Origin of the sequence: Blastococcus sp. HT6-4, assembly GCF_039679125.1 — a bacterium.
GTDB classification, from domain to species: Bacteria; Actinomycetota; Actinomycetes; order Mycobacteriales; family Geodermatophilaceae; genus Blastococcus; species Blastococcus montanus.
Map to the genome: position 1 here is coordinate 519,292 of NZ_CP155551.1, position 15,976 is coordinate 535,267.

General features: G+C 74.8%; 18 protein-coding genes. 15 read left to right on the forward strand and 3 right to left on the reverse strand.

Going from position 1 to position 15,976, the window contains the following annotated elements:
- Positions 1-7: 7 nt before the first annotated feature.
- The 8 genes from tilS to ABDB74_RS02460 all read left to right on the forward strand — a co-directional run bounded on the left by tilS (position 8) and on the right by ABDB74_RS02460 (position 6,806).
- Positions 8-1,039: a tRNA lysidine(34) synthetase TilS gene (gene tilS, locus ABDB74_RS02425; protein WP_346621469.1), complete on the forward strand. Its 1,032-nt coding sequence runs from the start codon at positions 8-10 to the stop codon at positions 1,037-1,039.
- Positions 1,036-1,623 carry a hypoxanthine phosphoribosyltransferase gene (gene hpt, locus ABDB74_RS02430; protein WP_346621471.1) on the forward strand — a complete coding sequence of 196 codons (588 nt, stop codon included), beginning with the start codon at positions 1,036-1,038 and terminating at the stop codon, positions 1,621-1,623. The genes tilS and hpt overlap by 4 nt, the downstream gene beginning before the upstream one ends.
- Before the next feature lie 174 nt (positions 1,624-1,797).
- Positions 1,798-3,768, forward strand: a complete 1,971-nt coding sequence (gene ftsH, locus ABDB74_RS02435) for an ATP-dependent zinc metalloprotease FtsH (RefSeq protein ID WP_346621473.1) — start codon at positions 1,798-1,800, stop codon at positions 3,766-3,768.
- 109 nt (positions 3,769-3,877) lie between these two features.
- Positions 3,878-4,459: a GTP cyclohydrolase I FolE gene (gene folE, locus ABDB74_RS02440; protein WP_407062161.1), complete on the forward strand. Its 582-nt coding sequence runs from the start codon at positions 3,878-3,880 to the stop codon at positions 4,457-4,459.
- A gap of 99 nt (positions 4,460-4,558) precedes the next feature.
- Positions 4,559-5,425 (forward strand): dihydropteroate synthase, encoded by an 867-nt coding sequence (gene folP / locus ABDB74_RS02445; RefSeq protein ID WP_346621474.1) that lies wholly within the window; start codon positions 4,559-4,561, stop codon positions 5,423-5,425.
- A complete protein-coding gene (gene folB / locus ABDB74_RS02450; RefSeq protein ID WP_346621476.1) occupies positions 5,391-5,780 on the forward strand; it encodes a dihydroneopterin aldolase in 390 nt (129 codons plus the stop codon). The genes folP and folB overlap by 35 nt, the downstream gene beginning before the upstream one ends.
- A complete protein-coding gene (gene folK / locus ABDB74_RS02455) occupies positions 5,777-6,280 on the forward strand; it encodes a 2-amino-4-hydroxy-6-hydroxymethyldihydropteridine diphosphokinase (RefSeq protein WP_346621478.1) in 504 nt (167 codons plus the stop codon). The genes folB and folK overlap by 4 nt, the downstream gene beginning before the upstream one ends.
- A gap of 10 nt (positions 6,281-6,290) precedes the next feature.
- Positions 6,291-6,806, forward strand: a complete 516-nt coding sequence (locus ABDB74_RS02460) for a DUF3180 domain-containing protein (RefSeq protein ID WP_346621480.1) — start codon at positions 6,291-6,293, stop codon at positions 6,804-6,806.
- Between the two features lie 12 nt (positions 6,807-6,818).
- On the opposite strand, the gene ABDB74_RS02465 is transcribed toward ABDB74_RS02460, so the two are convergent.
- The gene (locus ABDB74_RS02465) at positions 6,819-8,003 is read right to left on the reverse strand and encodes an ATP-binding cassette domain-containing protein (RefSeq protein WP_346621481.1); all 1,185 of its coding nucleotides are present in this window, start codon (positions 8,001-8,003) and stop codon (positions 6,819-6,821) included.
- Between the two features lie 26 nt (positions 8,004-8,029).
- Between ABDB74_RS02465 and ABDB74_RS02470 the strand changes: the two genes are divergently transcribed.
- The 3 genes from ABDB74_RS02470 (at position 8,030) to ABDB74_RS02480 (ending at position 10,614) form a co-directional block, all read left to right on the forward strand.
- Positions 8,030-8,740: an ABC transporter permease subunit gene (locus ABDB74_RS02470; RefSeq protein ID WP_346621483.1), complete on the forward strand. Its 711-nt coding sequence runs from the start codon at positions 8,030-8,032 to the stop codon at positions 8,738-8,740.
- The gene (locus ABDB74_RS02475; protein ID WP_346621484.1) at positions 8,737-9,459 is read left to right on the forward strand and encodes an ABC transporter permease subunit; all 723 of its coding nucleotides are present in this window, start codon (positions 8,737-8,739) and stop codon (positions 9,457-9,459) included. The genes ABDB74_RS02470 and ABDB74_RS02475 overlap by 4 nt, the downstream gene beginning before the upstream one ends.
- Positions 9,460-9,612: 153 nt before the next feature.
- Complete coding sequence (locus ABDB74_RS02480) at positions 9,613-10,614, forward strand: glycine betaine ABC transporter substrate-binding protein (RefSeq protein WP_346621486.1); 1,002 nt, start codon at positions 9,613-9,615, stop codon at positions 10,612-10,614.
- A gap of 63 nt (positions 10,615-10,677) precedes the next feature.
- On the opposite strand, the gene ABDB74_RS02485 is transcribed toward ABDB74_RS02480, so the two are convergent.
- The gene (locus ABDB74_RS02485; RefSeq protein WP_346621487.1) at positions 10,678-11,283 is read right to left on the reverse strand and encodes a DUF1684 domain-containing protein; all 606 of its coding nucleotides are present in this window, start codon (positions 11,281-11,283) and stop codon (positions 10,678-10,680) included.
- 80 nt (positions 11,284-11,363) lie between these two features.
- On the opposite strand from ABDB74_RS02485, the gene ABDB74_RS02490 reads away from it, so the two are divergent.
- Positions 11,364-12,686 (forward strand): DUF6779 domain-containing protein, encoded by a 1,323-nt coding sequence (locus ABDB74_RS02490; protein WP_346621489.1) that lies wholly within the window; start codon positions 11,364-11,366, stop codon positions 12,684-12,686.
- A gap of 6 nt (positions 12,687-12,692) precedes the next feature.
- Here ABDB74_RS02490 and ABDB74_RS02495 read toward each other — a convergent pair whose 3' ends face one another.
- Positions 12,693-13,445, reverse strand: coding sequence for an SDR family oxidoreductase (locus ABDB74_RS02495; protein ID WP_346621490.1), 753 nt, complete (start codon positions 13,443-13,445; stop codon positions 12,693-12,695).
- Positions 13,446-13,735: 290 nt separating this feature from the next.
- Between ABDB74_RS02495 and ABDB74_RS02500 the strand changes: the two genes are divergently transcribed.
- From ABDB74_RS02500 to panD, 3 genes are read left to right on the forward strand one after another with little or no spacing between them, the layout of a single operon-like run.
- The gene (locus tag ABDB74_RS02500; RefSeq protein WP_346621492.1) at positions 13,736-14,695 is read left to right on the forward strand and encodes a DUF2520 domain-containing protein; all 960 of its coding nucleotides are present in this window, start codon (positions 13,736-13,738) and stop codon (positions 14,693-14,695) included.
- On the forward strand, positions 14,692-15,549 hold the full coding sequence (gene panC / locus ABDB74_RS02505) for a pantoate--beta-alanine ligase (RefSeq protein ID WP_346621493.1): 858 nt from the start codon (positions 14,692-14,694) through the stop codon (positions 15,547-15,549). Before ABDB74_RS02500 ends, panC begins: the two co-directional genes overlap by 4 nt.
- Complete coding sequence (panD, locus tag ABDB74_RS02510; protein WP_346621494.1) at positions 15,546-15,971, forward strand: aspartate 1-decarboxylase; 426 nt, start codon at positions 15,546-15,548, stop codon at positions 15,969-15,971. The genes panC and panD overlap by 4 nt, the downstream gene beginning before the upstream one ends.
- The last annotated feature ends 5 nt before the right edge of the window (positions 15,972-15,976 follow it).

A 15,976-nucleotide genomic window follows, 5' to 3' on the forward strand; every position in this document is an offset into this window, starting at 1 on the left:
CGCCCGGGTGAGCGGGCCGCCCCCCGCGGTCGCGGAGCTGCGGCGCGCCGTCCGGGCCGGCGTGCGCGCCGGCGACCGGCCGGTGCTGGCCGCCTGCAGCGGGGGAGCGGACTCCGTGGCGCTGGCCGCGGCGCTGGCCTTCGAGGCCCGCGCCGCGGGCGTGCGCGTCGGCGGGGTCACCGTCGACCACGGTCTGCAGCCTGGTTCGGCCGCGCGCGCGGAGAGCACGGCGGCGGTGCTGCGGCAGCTGGGCCTGGACCCGGTGCTCGTCCTGCCGGTGCAGGTCACCGGGAACGGCGGCCCCGAGGCCGCCGCGCGCAGCGCCCGCTACGCCGCCCTCGCCGACGCGGCCACCGCGCACGGCGCCCGGGTCGCGCTCGGGCACACGCTCGACGACCAGGCCGAGACCGTCCTGCTGGGCCTCGGCCGCGGGTCCGGCCCGCGCTCGGTCGCCGGCATGGTGGTCGAGCGGGCCGACGGCGGGGTCACCTGGTGGCGCCCGCTGCTCGGCGTGCGGCGGGTGACGACCCGCCGGGCCTGCGCCGACCAGGGGCTGCCGGTCTGGGACGACCCGTGGAACACCGATCCCGCGTACACCCGGGTGCGGCTGCGCGGCGAGGTGCTGCCGCTGCTGGAGGAGGTGCTCGGCGGCGGGGTGGCACCGGCGCTGGCCCGCACCGCGCGGCTGCTCCGCGAGGACCTCGACGCCCTCGACGCGCTGGCCGACGGCGAGCTGGCCCGGCTGGCCGCGGAGGCCGGTGACGGCACACTCCCCGCCCGCCCGCTGGAGCCGCTCCCCGCCGCGGTTCGCCGACGGGTGCTCCGGGGGTGGCTGCGCGCGGCCGGCATCCCCGACCTGCAGGCGGTGCACCTGCAGGCGGTCGAGACGCTGGTCACCGGGTGGCGCGGTCAGGGGCCGGTCGACCTACCCGGCGGCGCAGGCGTCGCCCGGGCGTCTGGCAGTCTGGTGCTGCTGCCGCCGGGCGCCCGGGGCAGTTCCCCCGGACCCGCGCACCCCGATGAGGAGCCCTTGCCGTGACGGAGCCTGCCAGCACTCCCGGGGCGCTGGGTCCCGACCACGGCTACGGGCCGGACATCGACCACGTGCTCCTCAGCGAGGCGCAGATCCAGGAGAAGATCCGGGAGCTGGCCGCGACGATCGCCGCCGACTACGCGGGCCGGGAGGTGCTGCTCGTCGGGGTGCTCAAGGGTGCGGTGCTCTTCATGAGCGACTTCGCCCGCGCGCTGCAGCTGCCCACCCAGATGGAGTTCATGGCGGTCTCCTCCTACGGGTCGTCGACCAGCTCCTCCGGCGTGGTCCGCATCCTCAAGGACCTCGACCGGGACATCACCGGCCGGCACGTCCTGGTCCTCGAGGACATCATCGACTCGGGCCTGACGCTGTCCTGGCTGCTGAAGAACCTCGGCGGCCGGTCGCCGGCGTCGCTCGAGGTCTGCGCGCTGCTGCGCAAGCCCGACGCGGTCAAGGTGGAGGTGCCGGTGAAGTACATCGGCTTCGACATCCCGAACGAGTTCGTCGTCGGATACGGCCTCGACTACGCCGAGCGCTACCGCGACCTGCCCTACATCGGCACGCTCAAGGCCGAGGTCTACTCCTCCTGAGCGACGACCGGGCGTTCCCAGGTCGCACGCAGGAGTTCGTCAGGTCCGCCGGTGTACCGTCGATCCCGACGACGCTGCACCCGGCGCCGGGGTCCTCGCCCGGATCGCAGGCGGCGTCCCCGGACGATCAGGAGGGTCGACGGGCGGCCGGTCCCCGGCGCCCGGCATCGGTGTATGGAACGTAAGAAGATCTTCCGCTCCGTCTGGTTCTGGGTCGTCCTGGTCATCCTCCTGGCGGTCACGGTCTCGTCGGTGTTCAGTGGCAACGGCGGCTACCAGCCGGTTGCGACCTCGGTCGCGCTCGAGCAGTTCGAGGACGGCAACGTCGAGGCCGTCACGATCAACGACCGCGAGCAGACCCTCGACCTCGACCTGGCCGAGCCCGTCGAGGGCAGCCAGGAGATCACCGCCTCCTACCCGATCGGCGCCGAGGACGAGGTCTTCGACCTGGCGGCCGGCGCCGAGGGCGTGGAGTTCGACACCAACGTCACCCAGGACAACCTGCTGGTCAGCCTCCTGGTGAGCTTCCTGCCCTTCCTGATCCTGCTCCTGCTGCTCTTCTGGCTGTTCAACTCCATGCAGGGCGGCGGCCGCGGCGTCATGGCCTTCGGCAAGTCCAAGGCCAAGCAGATCACCAAGGACATGCCGAAGACGACGTTCGACGACGTCGCCGGCGCCGACGAGGCGATCGAGGAACTGCACGAGATCAAGGAGTTCCTCGCCAACCCGGTGAAGTTCCAGGCCGTCGGCGCGAAGATCCCCAAGGGCGTGCTGCTGTTCGGCCCGCCCGGCACCGGAAAGACGTTGCTCGCCCGCGCCGTCGCCGGTGAGGCCGGCGTGCCGTTCTTCTCCATCTCCGGGTCGGACTTCGTCGAGATGTTCGTCGGCGTCGGCGCCAGCCGGGTCCGCGACCTCTTCACCCAGGCCAAGGAGAACTCCCCGGCGATCATCTTCATCGACGAGATCGACGCCGTCGGGCGCCAGCGCGGCGCCGGCATGGGCGGCGGGCACGACGAGCGCGAGCAGACGCTGAACCAGATGCTCGTCGAGATGGACGGCTTCGACGTCAAGGGCGGGGTCATCCTGATCGCCGCCACCAACCGGCCCGACGTCCTGGACCCCGCGCTCCTGCGCCCGGGCCGCTTCGACCGGCAGATCGCCGTCGACCGGCCCGACCTGCTGGGGCGCAAGAGGATCCTCGAGGTGCACGCCAAGGGCAAGCCGCTGGCCCCCGACGTCGACCTGGAGACCGTGGCCCGCCGCACGCCCGGCTTCACCGGCGCCGACCTGGCCAACGTGCTCAACGAGGCCGCGCTGCTCACCGCCCGCAACAACGGCTCGCTGATCACCGACGCCACCCTCGAGGAGGCCATCGACCGCGTCATCGCCGGCCCCGAGCGCAAGACGCGGGCGATGAGCGAGAAGGAGAAGAAGGTCACCGCCTACCACGAGGGCGGCCACGCCCTGGTGGCGCACGCACTGCCCAACCTGGACCCGGTGCACAAGGTGACGATCCTGCCGCGCGGCCGCTCGCTGGGGCACACGCTGGTCCTGCCGACCGAGGACAAGTACACCCAGACCCGCTCGGAGATGATCGACACGCTCGCCTACGCCCTCGGCGGGCGCGCGGCCGAGGAGCTGGTCTTCCACGAGCCGACCACCGGCGCCGGCAACGACATCGAGAAGGCCACCGCCATGGCCCGCGCGATGGTCACCCAGTACGGCATGAGCGCCAAGCTCGGTGCCGTCAAGTACGGCAGCGCGGACTCCCAGCCGTTCATGGGCCGGGACATGCAGTCCCGTCCGGACTACTCCGAGGCCGTGGCCGCCGACATCGACGCGGAGATCCGCGCCCTGATCGAGGCCGCCCACGACGAGGCCTGGGAGATCCTGGTCGAGTACCGGCACGTCCTCGACCAGCTCGTCCTCGAGCTGATCGAGAAGGAGACGCTGTCCAAGGAGGACATGGCCCGCATCTGCGCGCCGGTCGCCAAGCGACCCTCCCTCGCGCCGTACAACGGCTTCGGCAAGCGCACCCCGTCGGACCAGCCGCCGGTCCTCACCCCGGCCGAGAAGGCCGCCGGGAACGGCGCCACGCACGACACCACGCCGGTCGGCGACGTCGGGGCGCCGGTCCAGAGGTGAGCGAGCTTGCGAGCTCGCCCGTGGACGGAGCAGTGTCGCGAGCGCGAACGACGGGCGCCAGCGAGGAGGAGTCGTGAGTGAGATCCCGGCGGAGCCGGCCGACCAGCTCCTGGAGCCGGCCCGCGGGGTGGACCAGGAGCGGGCCGCGGCCGCGGTGCGCGAACTGCTGATCGCGGTCGGCGAGGACCCCGACCGCCCCGGCCTGCAGGACACCCCGGCCCGCGTCGCGCGGGCGTACGCGGAGACGTTCGCCGGACTGTGGCAGGACCCGTACGACATCCTCGCGACGACGTTCGACGAGGACCACGACGAGCTGGTGCTGGTCAAGGACATCCCGATGTACTCGACCTGCGAGCACCACCTGGTGCCCTTCCACGGGGTCGCGCACGTCGCCTACATCCCGGGCGCCGACGGACGGGTCACGGGGCTGTCGAAGCTGGCCCGGCTGGTCGAGGTGTTCGCCCGCCGTCCGCAGGTTCAGGAGCGGATGACGCGGCAGGTCGCCGACGCCCTCAATGACGCGCTCAAGCCGCGCGGCGTGCTCGTCGTCGTCCAGGCCGAGCACCTGTGCATGGCCATGCGCGGCATCCGCAAGCCGGGGTCGTCGACGGTGACGTCGGCGGTCCGGGGCATCTTCCGGGACAACGCGGCGACGCGCAGCGAGGCGATGAGCCTGGTGATGCGAAGGTGACGGCCGAGTGAGCATCGCAGGGAGCGCCGGCGACCGAGGAGCGGAGCGAGGCCGGAACCGAGCCATGGGCCTGGGCCGGTGACCGGCGCCGGATCCGCCGTGCCCCGCCCCGGGCGGTGCGTGGTCATGGGCGTCCTGAACGTCACGCCCGACTCGTTCTCCGACGGCGGCTGCTTCGCCGACCCGGCCACCGCGATCGCCCACGGCCTGGCCATGCACGCCGCCGGCGCCGACTACATCGACGTCGGGGGGGAGTCCACCCGCCCGGGCGCCGACCGGGTGGACGCCACCGAGGAGTGCCGCCGGGTGCTGCCGGTGATCCGCGAGCTGGCCTCGGCCGGGGTGCGCACCAGCGTGGACACCACGCGGGCGGAGGTCGCCGAGGCGGCGCTCGATGCCGGAGCGGTCCTGGTCAACGACGTCAGCGGCGGGCTGGCCGACGAGGGCATGGCGAAGCTGGTGGCCGACACGGGCGCTCCGTGGGTGCTCATGCACTGGCGGGGGCACAGCCGGGAGATGTACGCGGCCGCCCGCTACGGCGACGTCGTCACCGAGGTGTGCGCCGAGCTCACCGCCCGGGTGGAGGACGTCGTCGCCGCCGGCGTGCGCCCCGAGCAGCTGGTGCTCGACCCCGGCCTCGGCTTCGCCAAGCGGGCGGAGCACAACTGGGCGCTGCTGGCCGGCCTCGACCGGCTCGTGGGCCTGGGCCTGCCGGTGCTCGTGGGCGCCTCCCGCAAGACGTTCCTCGGCAAGCTGCTCGCCGGGCCCGACGGCGCGGCCCGGCCCGCGGAGCAGCGCGACGCCGCGACGCTGGCCACCACGGTGCTCGCCGCCGAGGCCGGTGCGTGGGGTGTGCGGGTCCACGACGCCGCCGCCTCCGTGGACGCCGTCCACACCCTCGAGGTGGTCCAGCGAGTGAAGGGAGCCGGCCGTGGCCAGCAGCCACCCCGACCGCCGCACGCCTGACCGGATCGCCGTCCGCGGCATCCGCGCGCACGCCCACCACGGGGTGTACGAATTCGAGCGCGAGCGCGGGCAGCTGTTCTCGGTCGATGCCGTGCTCGAGGTCGACACCGCGGCGGCCGCGGCAGCCGACGACCTGCAACTGACCGTCAACTACGCCGAGCTCGCCCAGCAGTTGCGCGCCGTGCTGGACGGGGAGCCGGTCAACCTGCTGGAGACCCTCGCCCAGCGGCTGGCCGACGTCTGCCTGGCCAACGACCTGGTGGACGCGGTGGAGATCACCGTGCACAAGCCGGAGGCCGAGCTGGGGGTCCCGTTCGACGACGTCACGGTCACCGTCCGGCGGGAGCGCGGGTGAGCCGCGCCGTCCTGTCGCTGGGGGCCAACCTCGGTGACCGCGCCGGCACGCTGCGGACGGCCCTGACCGCGCTCGCCGACGAGGGCCTCGTCGCCCGCTCCACGCTGTACGAGACGCCGCCGTGGGGGCCGGTCGAGCAGCCGCCCTACCTGAACGCGATCGCCGTCGTCCGTGGTGACCGGGACGCCCGCGGCTGGCTCGTGCGGGCGCAGGAGCTGGAGCAGGCGGCCGGGCGGACCCGCGAGGTGCGCTGGGGTGCCCGCACCCTCGACGTCGACGTGGTCACCGTGACCGGGGACGACGGCGCGCCCGTGCTCTCCGACGACCCCGAGCTCACCCTGCCGCACCCCCGCGCGCACGAGCGGGCGTTCGTGCTCGTGCCGTGGCTGACCCTCGACCCCACCGCCGTCCTGCCGGGCCGCGGGAAGGTCGCCGACCTGGTGGCGGCGCTCGACCCGGCGGAGGTCGCCGCGGTCGTGCGCTGGGACCACCTGCACTGAGGCTGCCCCGATGACCCCTGTCCGGCGCCGCGACCTCGTCGTCCTCGTCCTCGGGCTGGCCGTCGCGTCGTGGTTGCTCGTGCGCACCTGGTACGGCGATCTGCCGACCCTGCACTGGTGGCTGCCGGTGCCGCTGGCCGTGCTGGCGGTGGCCGAGGCGCTCGGCGCGCGCACCCTGCGCAGGCGGCTGTCCGCGGAGCGGGAGGCGCGCGCCGGCCGGGGCCCGACCGACAGCGGCGCCGCGGCGGTGCGCCCCGTCGAGCCAATGCTGGTGGCCCGCCTGGCGGTGCTGGCGCAGGCCAGCGCCTACGTGGGTGCGGTGTTCAGCGGGGTCTGGCTCGGCGTGCTGCTCTACGTCGTCCCGGCGATCGGCCGGCTGCGGTCGGCGGGGGACGACACCGTCACCGCGCTGATCGGCCTGGTGAGCTCGCTGGCCCTGGTCGCCGCGGCCCTGTGGCTGGAGAGCAGCTGCCGGGTCCCGCCGGGCTCCACCGACGACGAGCCCCACGGGGCCCCCAGCAGCTGACCGGCCGGCGGGTCAGACCGCGCCGGCCGTCTCCGGGACGGCGCCCTCGACCGAGCGGCGCAGTGCCGAGTGCAGCGACTCCGGCGTGAGGACGCCGAGGAAGTGGTCGCCGTCGAGCACGGCCACCCAGCCGGCCTCGTGCTGCAGCATCGTGGCGAACGCCGTCTTCAGGGAGGCCTCCCGCGGCACCCAGGCGTCCATCCGCCGGGCCGCCGAGCCGACCGTGCCCGAGCCGCCTGCCCGGTCCAGCGACAGCCAGCCGTGCAGGTTCCCCGCGTCGTCGAGGACGACGGCCCAGCGGGCGCCGGTGGCCTCCAGGACCGACCGGGCGTCGGCCAGGCCGTCGGCCCGGTGCACGACCGGCGGCCGCTCGAGGTCGGCGGTGTCGATACCGGTGACCGCGAGCCGCTTGAGCCCGCGGTCGGCGCCCACGAAGTCGGCGACGAACTCGTTGGCCGGCCGGCCGAGCAGCGTGGCGGGCGTGGCGAACTGCTCGACCCGGCCGCCCTCGCTCATCACCGCGATGCGGTCGCCGATCCGCACGGCCTCCTCGATGTCGTGGGTGACGAACACGATGGTCTTGCGCACCCGATCCTGCAGCCGGAGGAACTCCGCCTGCAGCCGCTCGCGGACCACCGGGTCGACCGCGGAGAACGGCTCGTCCATCAGCAGCACCGGGGGGTCGGCGGCCAGGGCCCGCGCGACGCCGGCCCGCTGCCGCTGCCCTCCGGAGAGGGACGCCGGGTAGCGGTCGCCGTGGACGGCGGGGTCGAGACCCACGGTCTCGAGCAGCTCGTCGACCCGCGCCCGGATCCGCTGCTTGTCCCACCCCAGCAGCCGCGGGACGGTGCCGACGTTCGCGCGCACCGTCTGGTGCGGGAAGAGCCCGACGCTCTGGATGACGTAGCCGATCCGGCGGCGCAGCTGGTCGGGGTCGGCGCGGGTGACGTCCTCGCCGGCGAGGAGGATGCGGCCGGTCGTGGGCTCGATGATCCGGTTGATCATCTTCATGGTGGTCGTCTTGCCGCAGCCCGAGGGCCCGACGAGCACGGTCAGCTCCCCGGCGGCGAAGGTCAGGTCGAGCTCCGCGACCCCCACGGTGCCGTCGGCGTAGACCTTGCTCACGCCCTCCAGCCGGATCTCCACGGCGTCGCCCGACGCGGTCGCCGGCGGGGGAGTGTGCGCAGTAGCGTCCACGGGGTGGCCCTCCTGGGAAGCGCCCGGTGCTGAGCGCCGGAGCTGCGACGTCCGCGCCCGGTCGGGTGCTGGCCGCGGACGAGGCGCCGAACCCGTGGTTCGACGCGTCCTACGTGGTCGAGAACTGGGACACCATTGTGCGGTACCTGGACGAGCACGTCAGGCTGACGATCGGTGCGGTCGTCCTCGGGGCGCTCATCGCCCTCCCGCTGGCCCTGCTCGCCCGCCGCACGCGCTGGCTGGCCGGCCCGGTGCTGGGGCTGTCCGCCGCCGTCTACACGATCCCGTCCCTGGCGATGTTCGCGTTCGTCTTCCCGTTCACCGGTCTCTCGGCGACGACGGTGCTGATCGGGCTGGTGGTGTACTCCCTGGTCATCCTGGTGCGGAACTTCCTGACCGGCCTGCAGTCGGTCCCGCCCGACGTGCGCGAGGCCGCCCGCGGCATGGGCTACGGCCCCGTCCGGCTGTTCTGGCAGATCGACCTGCCCCTCGCGCTGCCGGCGTTCATGGCCGGCCTGCGGATCGCGACGGTCTCCACGGTGGCGCTGGTGACGGTGGGCGTGCTCGTGGGCCACGGTGGGCTCGGGCAGCTGATCTTCGGCGGCTTCAACGCGAACTTCTACCGGGCCGCGATCGTCACCGGCACCGTCGGCTGCGTGCTGCTCGCCCTGGTCGCCGACGTGCTGCTCGCCGGGGTGGAGCGGCTGGTCACGCCGTGGGCGCGGGTGGGCGCGTGAACGCCTTCGGCGAGGCGCTCGTCTACCTCAACGACCCGCTCAACTGGACCCGCCGGGGCGGCATCCTCCACCTGCTCGTCGAGCACCTCACGATCTCCGCGGTGGCGGTGCTGGCGGCGCTCGTCGTGGCGGTGCCCGTGGGCATCGCGCTCGGCAGCGCCGGCCGCGGACGTGGCGTGGTCGTGGTGCTGTCCAACGTCAGCCGGGCCGTGCCCACCCTGGCGCTGCTGACCCTGTTCGCCGTGAGCCCGATCGGCTTCGGCGCCCGGGCCACCACCATCGCGCTCGCGGTCTTCGCCGTCCCGCCGATCCTCACCAACACCTACGTCGGGTTCCGGGGGGTCGACGCCGACGTCCGGGAGGCGGCCCGGGGGATGGGCCTGAGCCGGGGGCAGGTGATCCGCCGGGTCGAGTTCCCGCTGGCGCTCCCGCTGGTCATGACCGGGGTGCGGACGGCGGCGGTGCAGGTCGTCGCGACGGCGGCGCTGGCCGCGCTCGTCGCCGGCGGTGGCCTGGGCCGGATCGTCGCGCTCGGCTTCGGGCAGCAGGACTACGGCCAGATCATCGCCGGTGCACTTCTCATCGCCGCGCTGGCGCTGCTCACCGAGGTGGCCCTGGTGGTGCTCACCTGGGCCGTCAGGCCCGGGCCGCGCCGGATCCCGTTCCCGCCCCGCCGACGACGCCCGGCCGAACCCGCCGCGGCCGCGATGCGGGTCTGACCGGCGGGGCCGGATCACCGGACGGCGACGGGACGCGCAGCCGGATTGCATTGTGCGCAACCGGCGGTGTTCGATGGGCCCCGCGGGAATCCTCTCGCCAGACACGCGTGGCAGCCGGGCTGCCACGGGACACAGAAGGCGGGGCGTCGAACCATGCGTGCACGCACACGGCTCATCACTTCCCTCGCGTTCGCGGTCGCGCTGACCGCGGCCTGCGGGGAGTCCGGCTCCTCGGGCACCAGCGGGGGAGGGGGAGGGGGCGGCGGCACCGCCGCGTCGGGCGACGCCTGCGCCCCGATCCCCGGTGACCAGCTGGTGGTCCTCGAGGACGACCAGAACCTGCAGAACGCCGACAACATCATCCCCGCGGTCAACGCCGAGACCGCCCAGGCCAACCCGGCGCTGCTGCCGAACCTGAACCAGGTGTCGGCCGAGCTGACCACCGACGAGCTGATCGAGATGAACGCGGCCGTCGAGGTGCAGCGGGAGAGCGCCGAGGACGTCGCCGCCGCCTGGGTCGTGGAGAACATCGACGACGGCAGCCTCGAGCAGGGCAGCGGCGCGATCACGGTCGGCGGGGCCAACTTCCCCGAGTCGTCGATCCTGGCCAACATCTACGCGGACGTGCTGCAGAAGGCCGGGTTCGACGCGACCGTCCAGGAGGTCGGCAACCGCGAGCTGTACCTGCAGGCGCTGCAGGCGGGGGACATCGACGTCTTCCCGGAGTACCTCGCCACGGTGACCGAGACCCTGGAGGGCGACGTGGCCACGGTGGTCGCGTCCGGTGACGTCGAGGAGACGGTGGCCGCCCTGGAGCCGCTCGCCGCCGAGGCCGGGCTGGTCTTCGGCGAGCCGTCGGAGGCCGCCGACCAGAACGCCTTCGCGGTCACCCAGGCGTTCGCCGACGAGCTGGGGGTCAGCACCCTCTCCGAGCTGGCCGAGGCCTGCGACGACGGCTCGCTGATCCTCGGGGGGCCGGCCGAGTGCCCGGAGCGGCCGTACTGCCAGCCGGGCCTGGAGGAGACCTACGGCCTGGAGTTCGCCGAGTTCCGCACGCTGGACACCGGCGGCCCGCTGACCCGCGCCGCCATCGAGCGCGGCGAGATCTCGTTGGGCCTCGTCTTCAGCTCGGCCGGCTTCCTCGCCGAGGGCTGACCAGGCATAGGAGGCCATGCATACGGATTGCCCTCGAGAACCGTAGGCACAGCCTCCTATGCCCTAGTACCAGCCGCCGGGGGGCAGCAGCTCCCCGGCGGCGACGGCCGGGCCGATCCGGTTGCCCTCCGGCGCCAGCGGGCACGACCAGCGCGGGTCGTAGGCGCACGACGGGTGGTAGGCGAAGTTCAGGTCGACCACCAGCCGGTCGCCGGCGCCGCCGAGGTCGGCGCCCTTGACCGTGTCGAGCAGGTACCGCCCGCCCCCGTAGGTGGTGCCGCCGGCGCTGCCGTCCCGCAGCGGGAGGAACACCCCGCCGCCGTAGAGCGCCACCCACCACACGTCCAGCCGCCCGAGACCCGGCAGCGTCACCGCGCCGATGCGGTCGAGCGGCACGACGCCGTCGGCCGCCGTGGGCACCTCCAGGCGGAGCGGCGCAGCCGGCTCCACCACCGGCTCGAACCGCAGCGCCGGGTCGTACGGGGCCACCGGCAGGCCGGTGAACGACGCCCGCGCCGCCGCGTCGAGCGGTGACTGCGGATGGCCGGCGAACAGCTCGTCACGGCCGTCCCGCCACAGGCGCCGGCCCCGCTCCGGATCGGGGGTGTCGCGGACCGCGGCGTGCAGCGCGGCCATCCGGCGGCGCCAGTCAAGCAACGACAGGCTCATCCCCGCACTGTGGCAGGCGACCACGGTCGGCACGGGCACGAATGCTCCCCGTGAGCGCCACTCGTCGCTACGCTGGGGCCATGCCACGCCGCGAGGACGACGTCGTCGCCCGTGGCCGTCCGTCGGGTGGCTCGCGGACGCTGCTCCAGGCGGGCGGTTTCGTGCTCGCCGTGGGGGCCACGCTGGCGGTGTTCCTGACCGAGAACGCGCAGCTGCTGCGGATCGCCGTCGTCGCCGTGGCCTGGGCGTTCGTGCTCGCCACCGTCGCCCTGGGCCGGCGCGACGCCGACCGGGTGCGGGCGGCCGCCCGCGAGGCCGAGCTGCGCCGCGCGTACGAGCTGGAGCTGGAGCGGGAGGTGGCCGCGCGCCGCGAGTACGAGCTGGAGCTCGAGAACGAGCTGCGCCGCGAGACCGAGGGCTCGATGCGCGAGGAGCTCGACGCGCTGCGCGGGGACATCGCGTCGCTCACCGACCTCCGGGACGAGGTCGCGCGGGTGTCGGCCCTGCGCGGGGACATTGCCGCGCTGGGCGGGTTGCGCGACGAGGTGGCCCGGGTGGCGGCCCTGCGCGACGACGTCCTGGCGCTGACCGGCATGCGGGAGGAGCTGGGCCAGCTCGCGGCGCTGCGCGAGGACATGGGCCGGCTGCGGGCCGAGCTCGCCGAGCAGCTGTCCAGCGAGATGCTCGTCGAGCGGATCGTCATGCGGACCCAGGCCAGCCGGGTCCCCGGGGAGGCCGGTCGGCTCGACGGCCCGCCGCGCACCCTCGACGCCGGGGGCTCCTGGAGCGAGGAGTCGCCACCCCGTGAGCTGACCGGTGGCTGGCCGGCGATCCGGCTGGACGAGCCGCGCCCCACCCAGCAGTTCGAGCAGGTGCGCACCAGCACCTGGTCTGCGGCGACCCCGCCGGCTGCCGCCGCCGTCCCGGTTCCCCCTCCGCCGGCCCGTCCCGCGGCCGCGCGCCCGGTTCCACGCGCGCGCCCGGCACCGGCCGCGCCGCGCCCGCCGGTTCCCCCGGCGTTCGACCGGCACGACCGCGCCGCGGCGCACGAGGACGACCCCTACCTGGGGTCCGCGCGCTCCTGGCGCACCGCGGCCGAGCCCCCGTCCCCGGCCCCCGTCCCGGTCGACGACGGACCGCGCCGCCGGCGCACCGACGACGACGCACCGGTGCGGCCCGTGCCGGGGGAGTTCGCCGCGACCACGCAGCACCCGGCCGCCCCGCCGGCGTGGGCGGCCCCGCAGCCGGCCGAGGCGGGCAGCGGGCCCGACGCCACCGACCGGCTGGCGCGGATCCTCGCCGAGAACGGGGTCAGCCCGTCCTCGGGCGGCCGCCGCCGGCGCCGCTACCGGGAGGACGGCGAGTCAGACGACGTCCTGGCCCGGGTGCTCGGCCGCAGCTGACCCGGGTCAGCGGGGGCCGCGAGAGAGCCCGCCGCCGTCGATCACGAGGGTCTGGCCGGTGACCCAGCCGGCGCCGTCGCCCAGGAGGTAGGCCGCGGCCTCGCCGACGTCCTCGGGCGTGCCCAGGCGGGCCATCGGGTAGACCTGCGCGGCCTCGGCCTCGCGGCCCTCGTACAGGGCTCCGGCGAACCGGGTCTTCACCACCGCCGGCGCCACCGCGTTCACCCGCACCTTCGGGGCGAGTTCCACTGCCAGCTGGGTGGTCAGGTTGATCAGCGCCGCCTTGCTCACGCCGTAGGCGCCGATCTCCTGCGAGGAGCGCAGCCCGGCCACCGAGGCGACGAACAGCACCGATCCGCCGTGCTCGGACATCCAGGCCCGCCAGGCCTCCTGCACCAGGCCCAGGGCGCCGACCACGTTGGTGTCCAGGATCTTCCGGCAGGCGTCGAGCTCGAGGTCCATGAGCGGGCCGTAGGCCGGGTTGATGCCGACGTTGCCGACCAGCACGTCCAGGCTGCCGAACGTCTCGACCGCCGTGCGCGCCGCCGTCGCCCGGTGCTCGGGGTCGCCGGCGTTGCCCGCGACGGCGACGGCCACCTCGGCCCCGCCGAGCTCCTCGACCGCCTCGGCCAGCGCGTCGGGCTTGCGCGCGGTGAGCACCACCCGCGCCCCGCGCTCGACCAGGCTCCGGGCGATGCCCAGGCCGATGCCCCGGCTGCCGCCGGTGACCAGTGCGGTGCGTCCTTCGAACGTGTGCACGCTGCCTCCCTCGCCGATGTGCCGGCCGTCACGGTAGGGCGGACCGCTTCACCGCCGTCCGCCGGGGGCCACGGGCACGCGTGAGCCATGACACAGCAACCAGGCGTTGCGGGCGGGCGCACACTGGTTCCAGACTCGCCACCGGCACGTCGCCCGCGTGACACGCAGACGGTTGCAGCGGGCGCCGTCCGGCGCACGAGCAGCACGACCCCGTACGACCGCGATCTCCGACCGCGGAGATCGCGCCCGACGTCCGGTACCCGCCAGGGACTGGAACGAGAGGTGCACCGATGCCTGCTGCCCGCAGGACCGTCCGCGCGCTGCTGGGCCCCGCCCACGCGCATGCCCGCCCGGCCGACGCCCCCGCCCGCCTCCGGGTCGGGATCATCGGCGCCGGCCGTGTCGGCGCCGTCCTGGGCTCCGCCCTCGCCGCCGCCGGCCACGACGTCGCCGCCGCCTCCGGCCTCTCCGCGGCCTCCGCCGGGCGCGCCGCCCGGCTGCTCCCCGGGGTGCCGCTGCTGGCCGCCGACGAGGTCGTCGCCGCCGCCGACCTGGTGGTCCTCGCCGTTCCCGACGACACCCTCCCCGGCCTCGTCGCCGGGCTCGCCGAGACCGGCGCCTGGCGCGCCGGTCAGCTGGCCTTCCACACCTCCGGCGCCCACGGGCTGGCTGTCCTCGCCCCGGCCGAGCAGGCCGGGGTGCTCACCCTGGCGCTGCACCCGGCGATGACCTTCACCGGGGCGGTCGAGGACGCCGACCGGCTCGACGGCGCGCCGTTCGGCGTGACCAGCCGCCCGGAGCACCGCCCCGTGGCCGAGACGCTGGTCCTCGAGATGGGCGGCGAGCCGTTCTTCGTCGCGGAGGCCGACCGCGGGCTGTACCACGCGGCGCTGGTCACCGGCGCCAACCACCTGGTCACGCTGGTCGCCGAGGCCGCCGACCTGCTGCGCACCGCGGGGGTGGCCGAGCCCGCCCGGGTGCTCGCCCCGCTCCTGACCGCCGCGCTGGACAACGGGCTGCGCCGGGGCGACCGCGGGCTCACCGGCCCGGTCAGCCGGGGGGACGCAGGCACGGTCGGCCACCACCTGCAGACCCTCACCGAGCGCGCGCCCGACGCGGTCGCCGCCTACGTGGCCATGGCCCGGCGCACCGCCGAGCGCACGCTGGCCGACGGCCGGCTGAAGCCGCACGAGGCGGCCCCGGTGCTCGAGGCCCTGGCTGCAGCCCGGCACGGGACCCCCCTCCGGTGAGCCGGGTCGGAATTCTGCCCGCGGTCGCCGAGTCCGTCGCCGAGCTGCGCGGGCTGGTCGCCGCGCTGCCCGGTCCGGTCGCCCTGGTGCCCACCATGGGGGCGCTGCACGAGGGTCACCGCACCCTGGTCCGGGCCGCCCGAGCCCGCGCCGGCAGCGTGGTCGTCTCCGTGTTCGTCAACCCGACGCAGTTCGGCCCCGGCGAGGACTTCGACCGCTACCCCCGCACCTGGGACGCCGACCTCGCCGCGCTGGCCGAGGAGGGCGCCGACGTCGTCTTCCACCCGCCGGTGGAGGAGGTCTACCCGCCCGCCGCGCTGGGTGTGACCGTCGACCCCGGCCCGCTCGGCTCGGTGCTCGAGGGTGCGGTCCGCCCGGGTCACTTCGCCGGCGTGCTCACCGTCGTCGCCAAGCTGGTCGGGCTGGTCCAACCCGACCTCGCGTTCTTCGGCGAGAAGGACTACCAGCAGCTCACCCTGATCCGGGCGATGGCCCGGGAGCTGGCGCTGGGCGTCGAGGTCGTCGGCGTGCCCACCGTCCGGGAGGACGACGGCATGGCGCTGTCCAGCCGCAACCGCTACCTCGACCCGGAACAGCGCCGGACCGCATCGGCGTTGAACCGGGCACTGCGGGCGGGGGCCGCCGCCGGCCCGCGGGGTGCTGCCGCGGTGCTCGCCGCCGCCCGGTCCGTCCTGGCCGAGGCGCCGGAGCTGGTTCAGGACTACCTCGAACTCACCGATACCGACCTGGGACCGGCGCCCGCCACCGGGCCCGCCCGCCTGCTCGTCGCCGCGCGCGCCGGCACGACCCGACTCCTCGACAACACCGCCGTCCAGCTGGGAGAGCCCCGATGATGCGCACGATGCTCAAGTCCAAGATCCACCGCGCCACCGTCACCCAGGCCGACCTGCACTACGTGGGCTCGGTGACCGTCGACGAGGACCTGCTGGACGCCGCGGACCTGCTGCCCGGCGAGCAGGTCGCGATCGTCGACATCACCAACGGTGCCCGGCTGGAGACCTACGTCATCCCCGGTGAGCGGGGGACCGGCGTGATCGGCATCAACGGTGCCGCCGCCCACCTCGTCCACCCCGGGGACATGGTCATCCTGATCAGCTACGGCGTCATGGACGAGACCGAGGCGAAGAGCTACATCCCCAAGGTGGTCCACGTCGACAGCGCCAACCGGATCGTCGAGCTCGGCGGCGACCCGTCGGCCCCCGTGCCCGGTGCTCCCGACCAGCAGCGCAGCGACCTGGGCGTGCCGGTCCGGTGATCGAT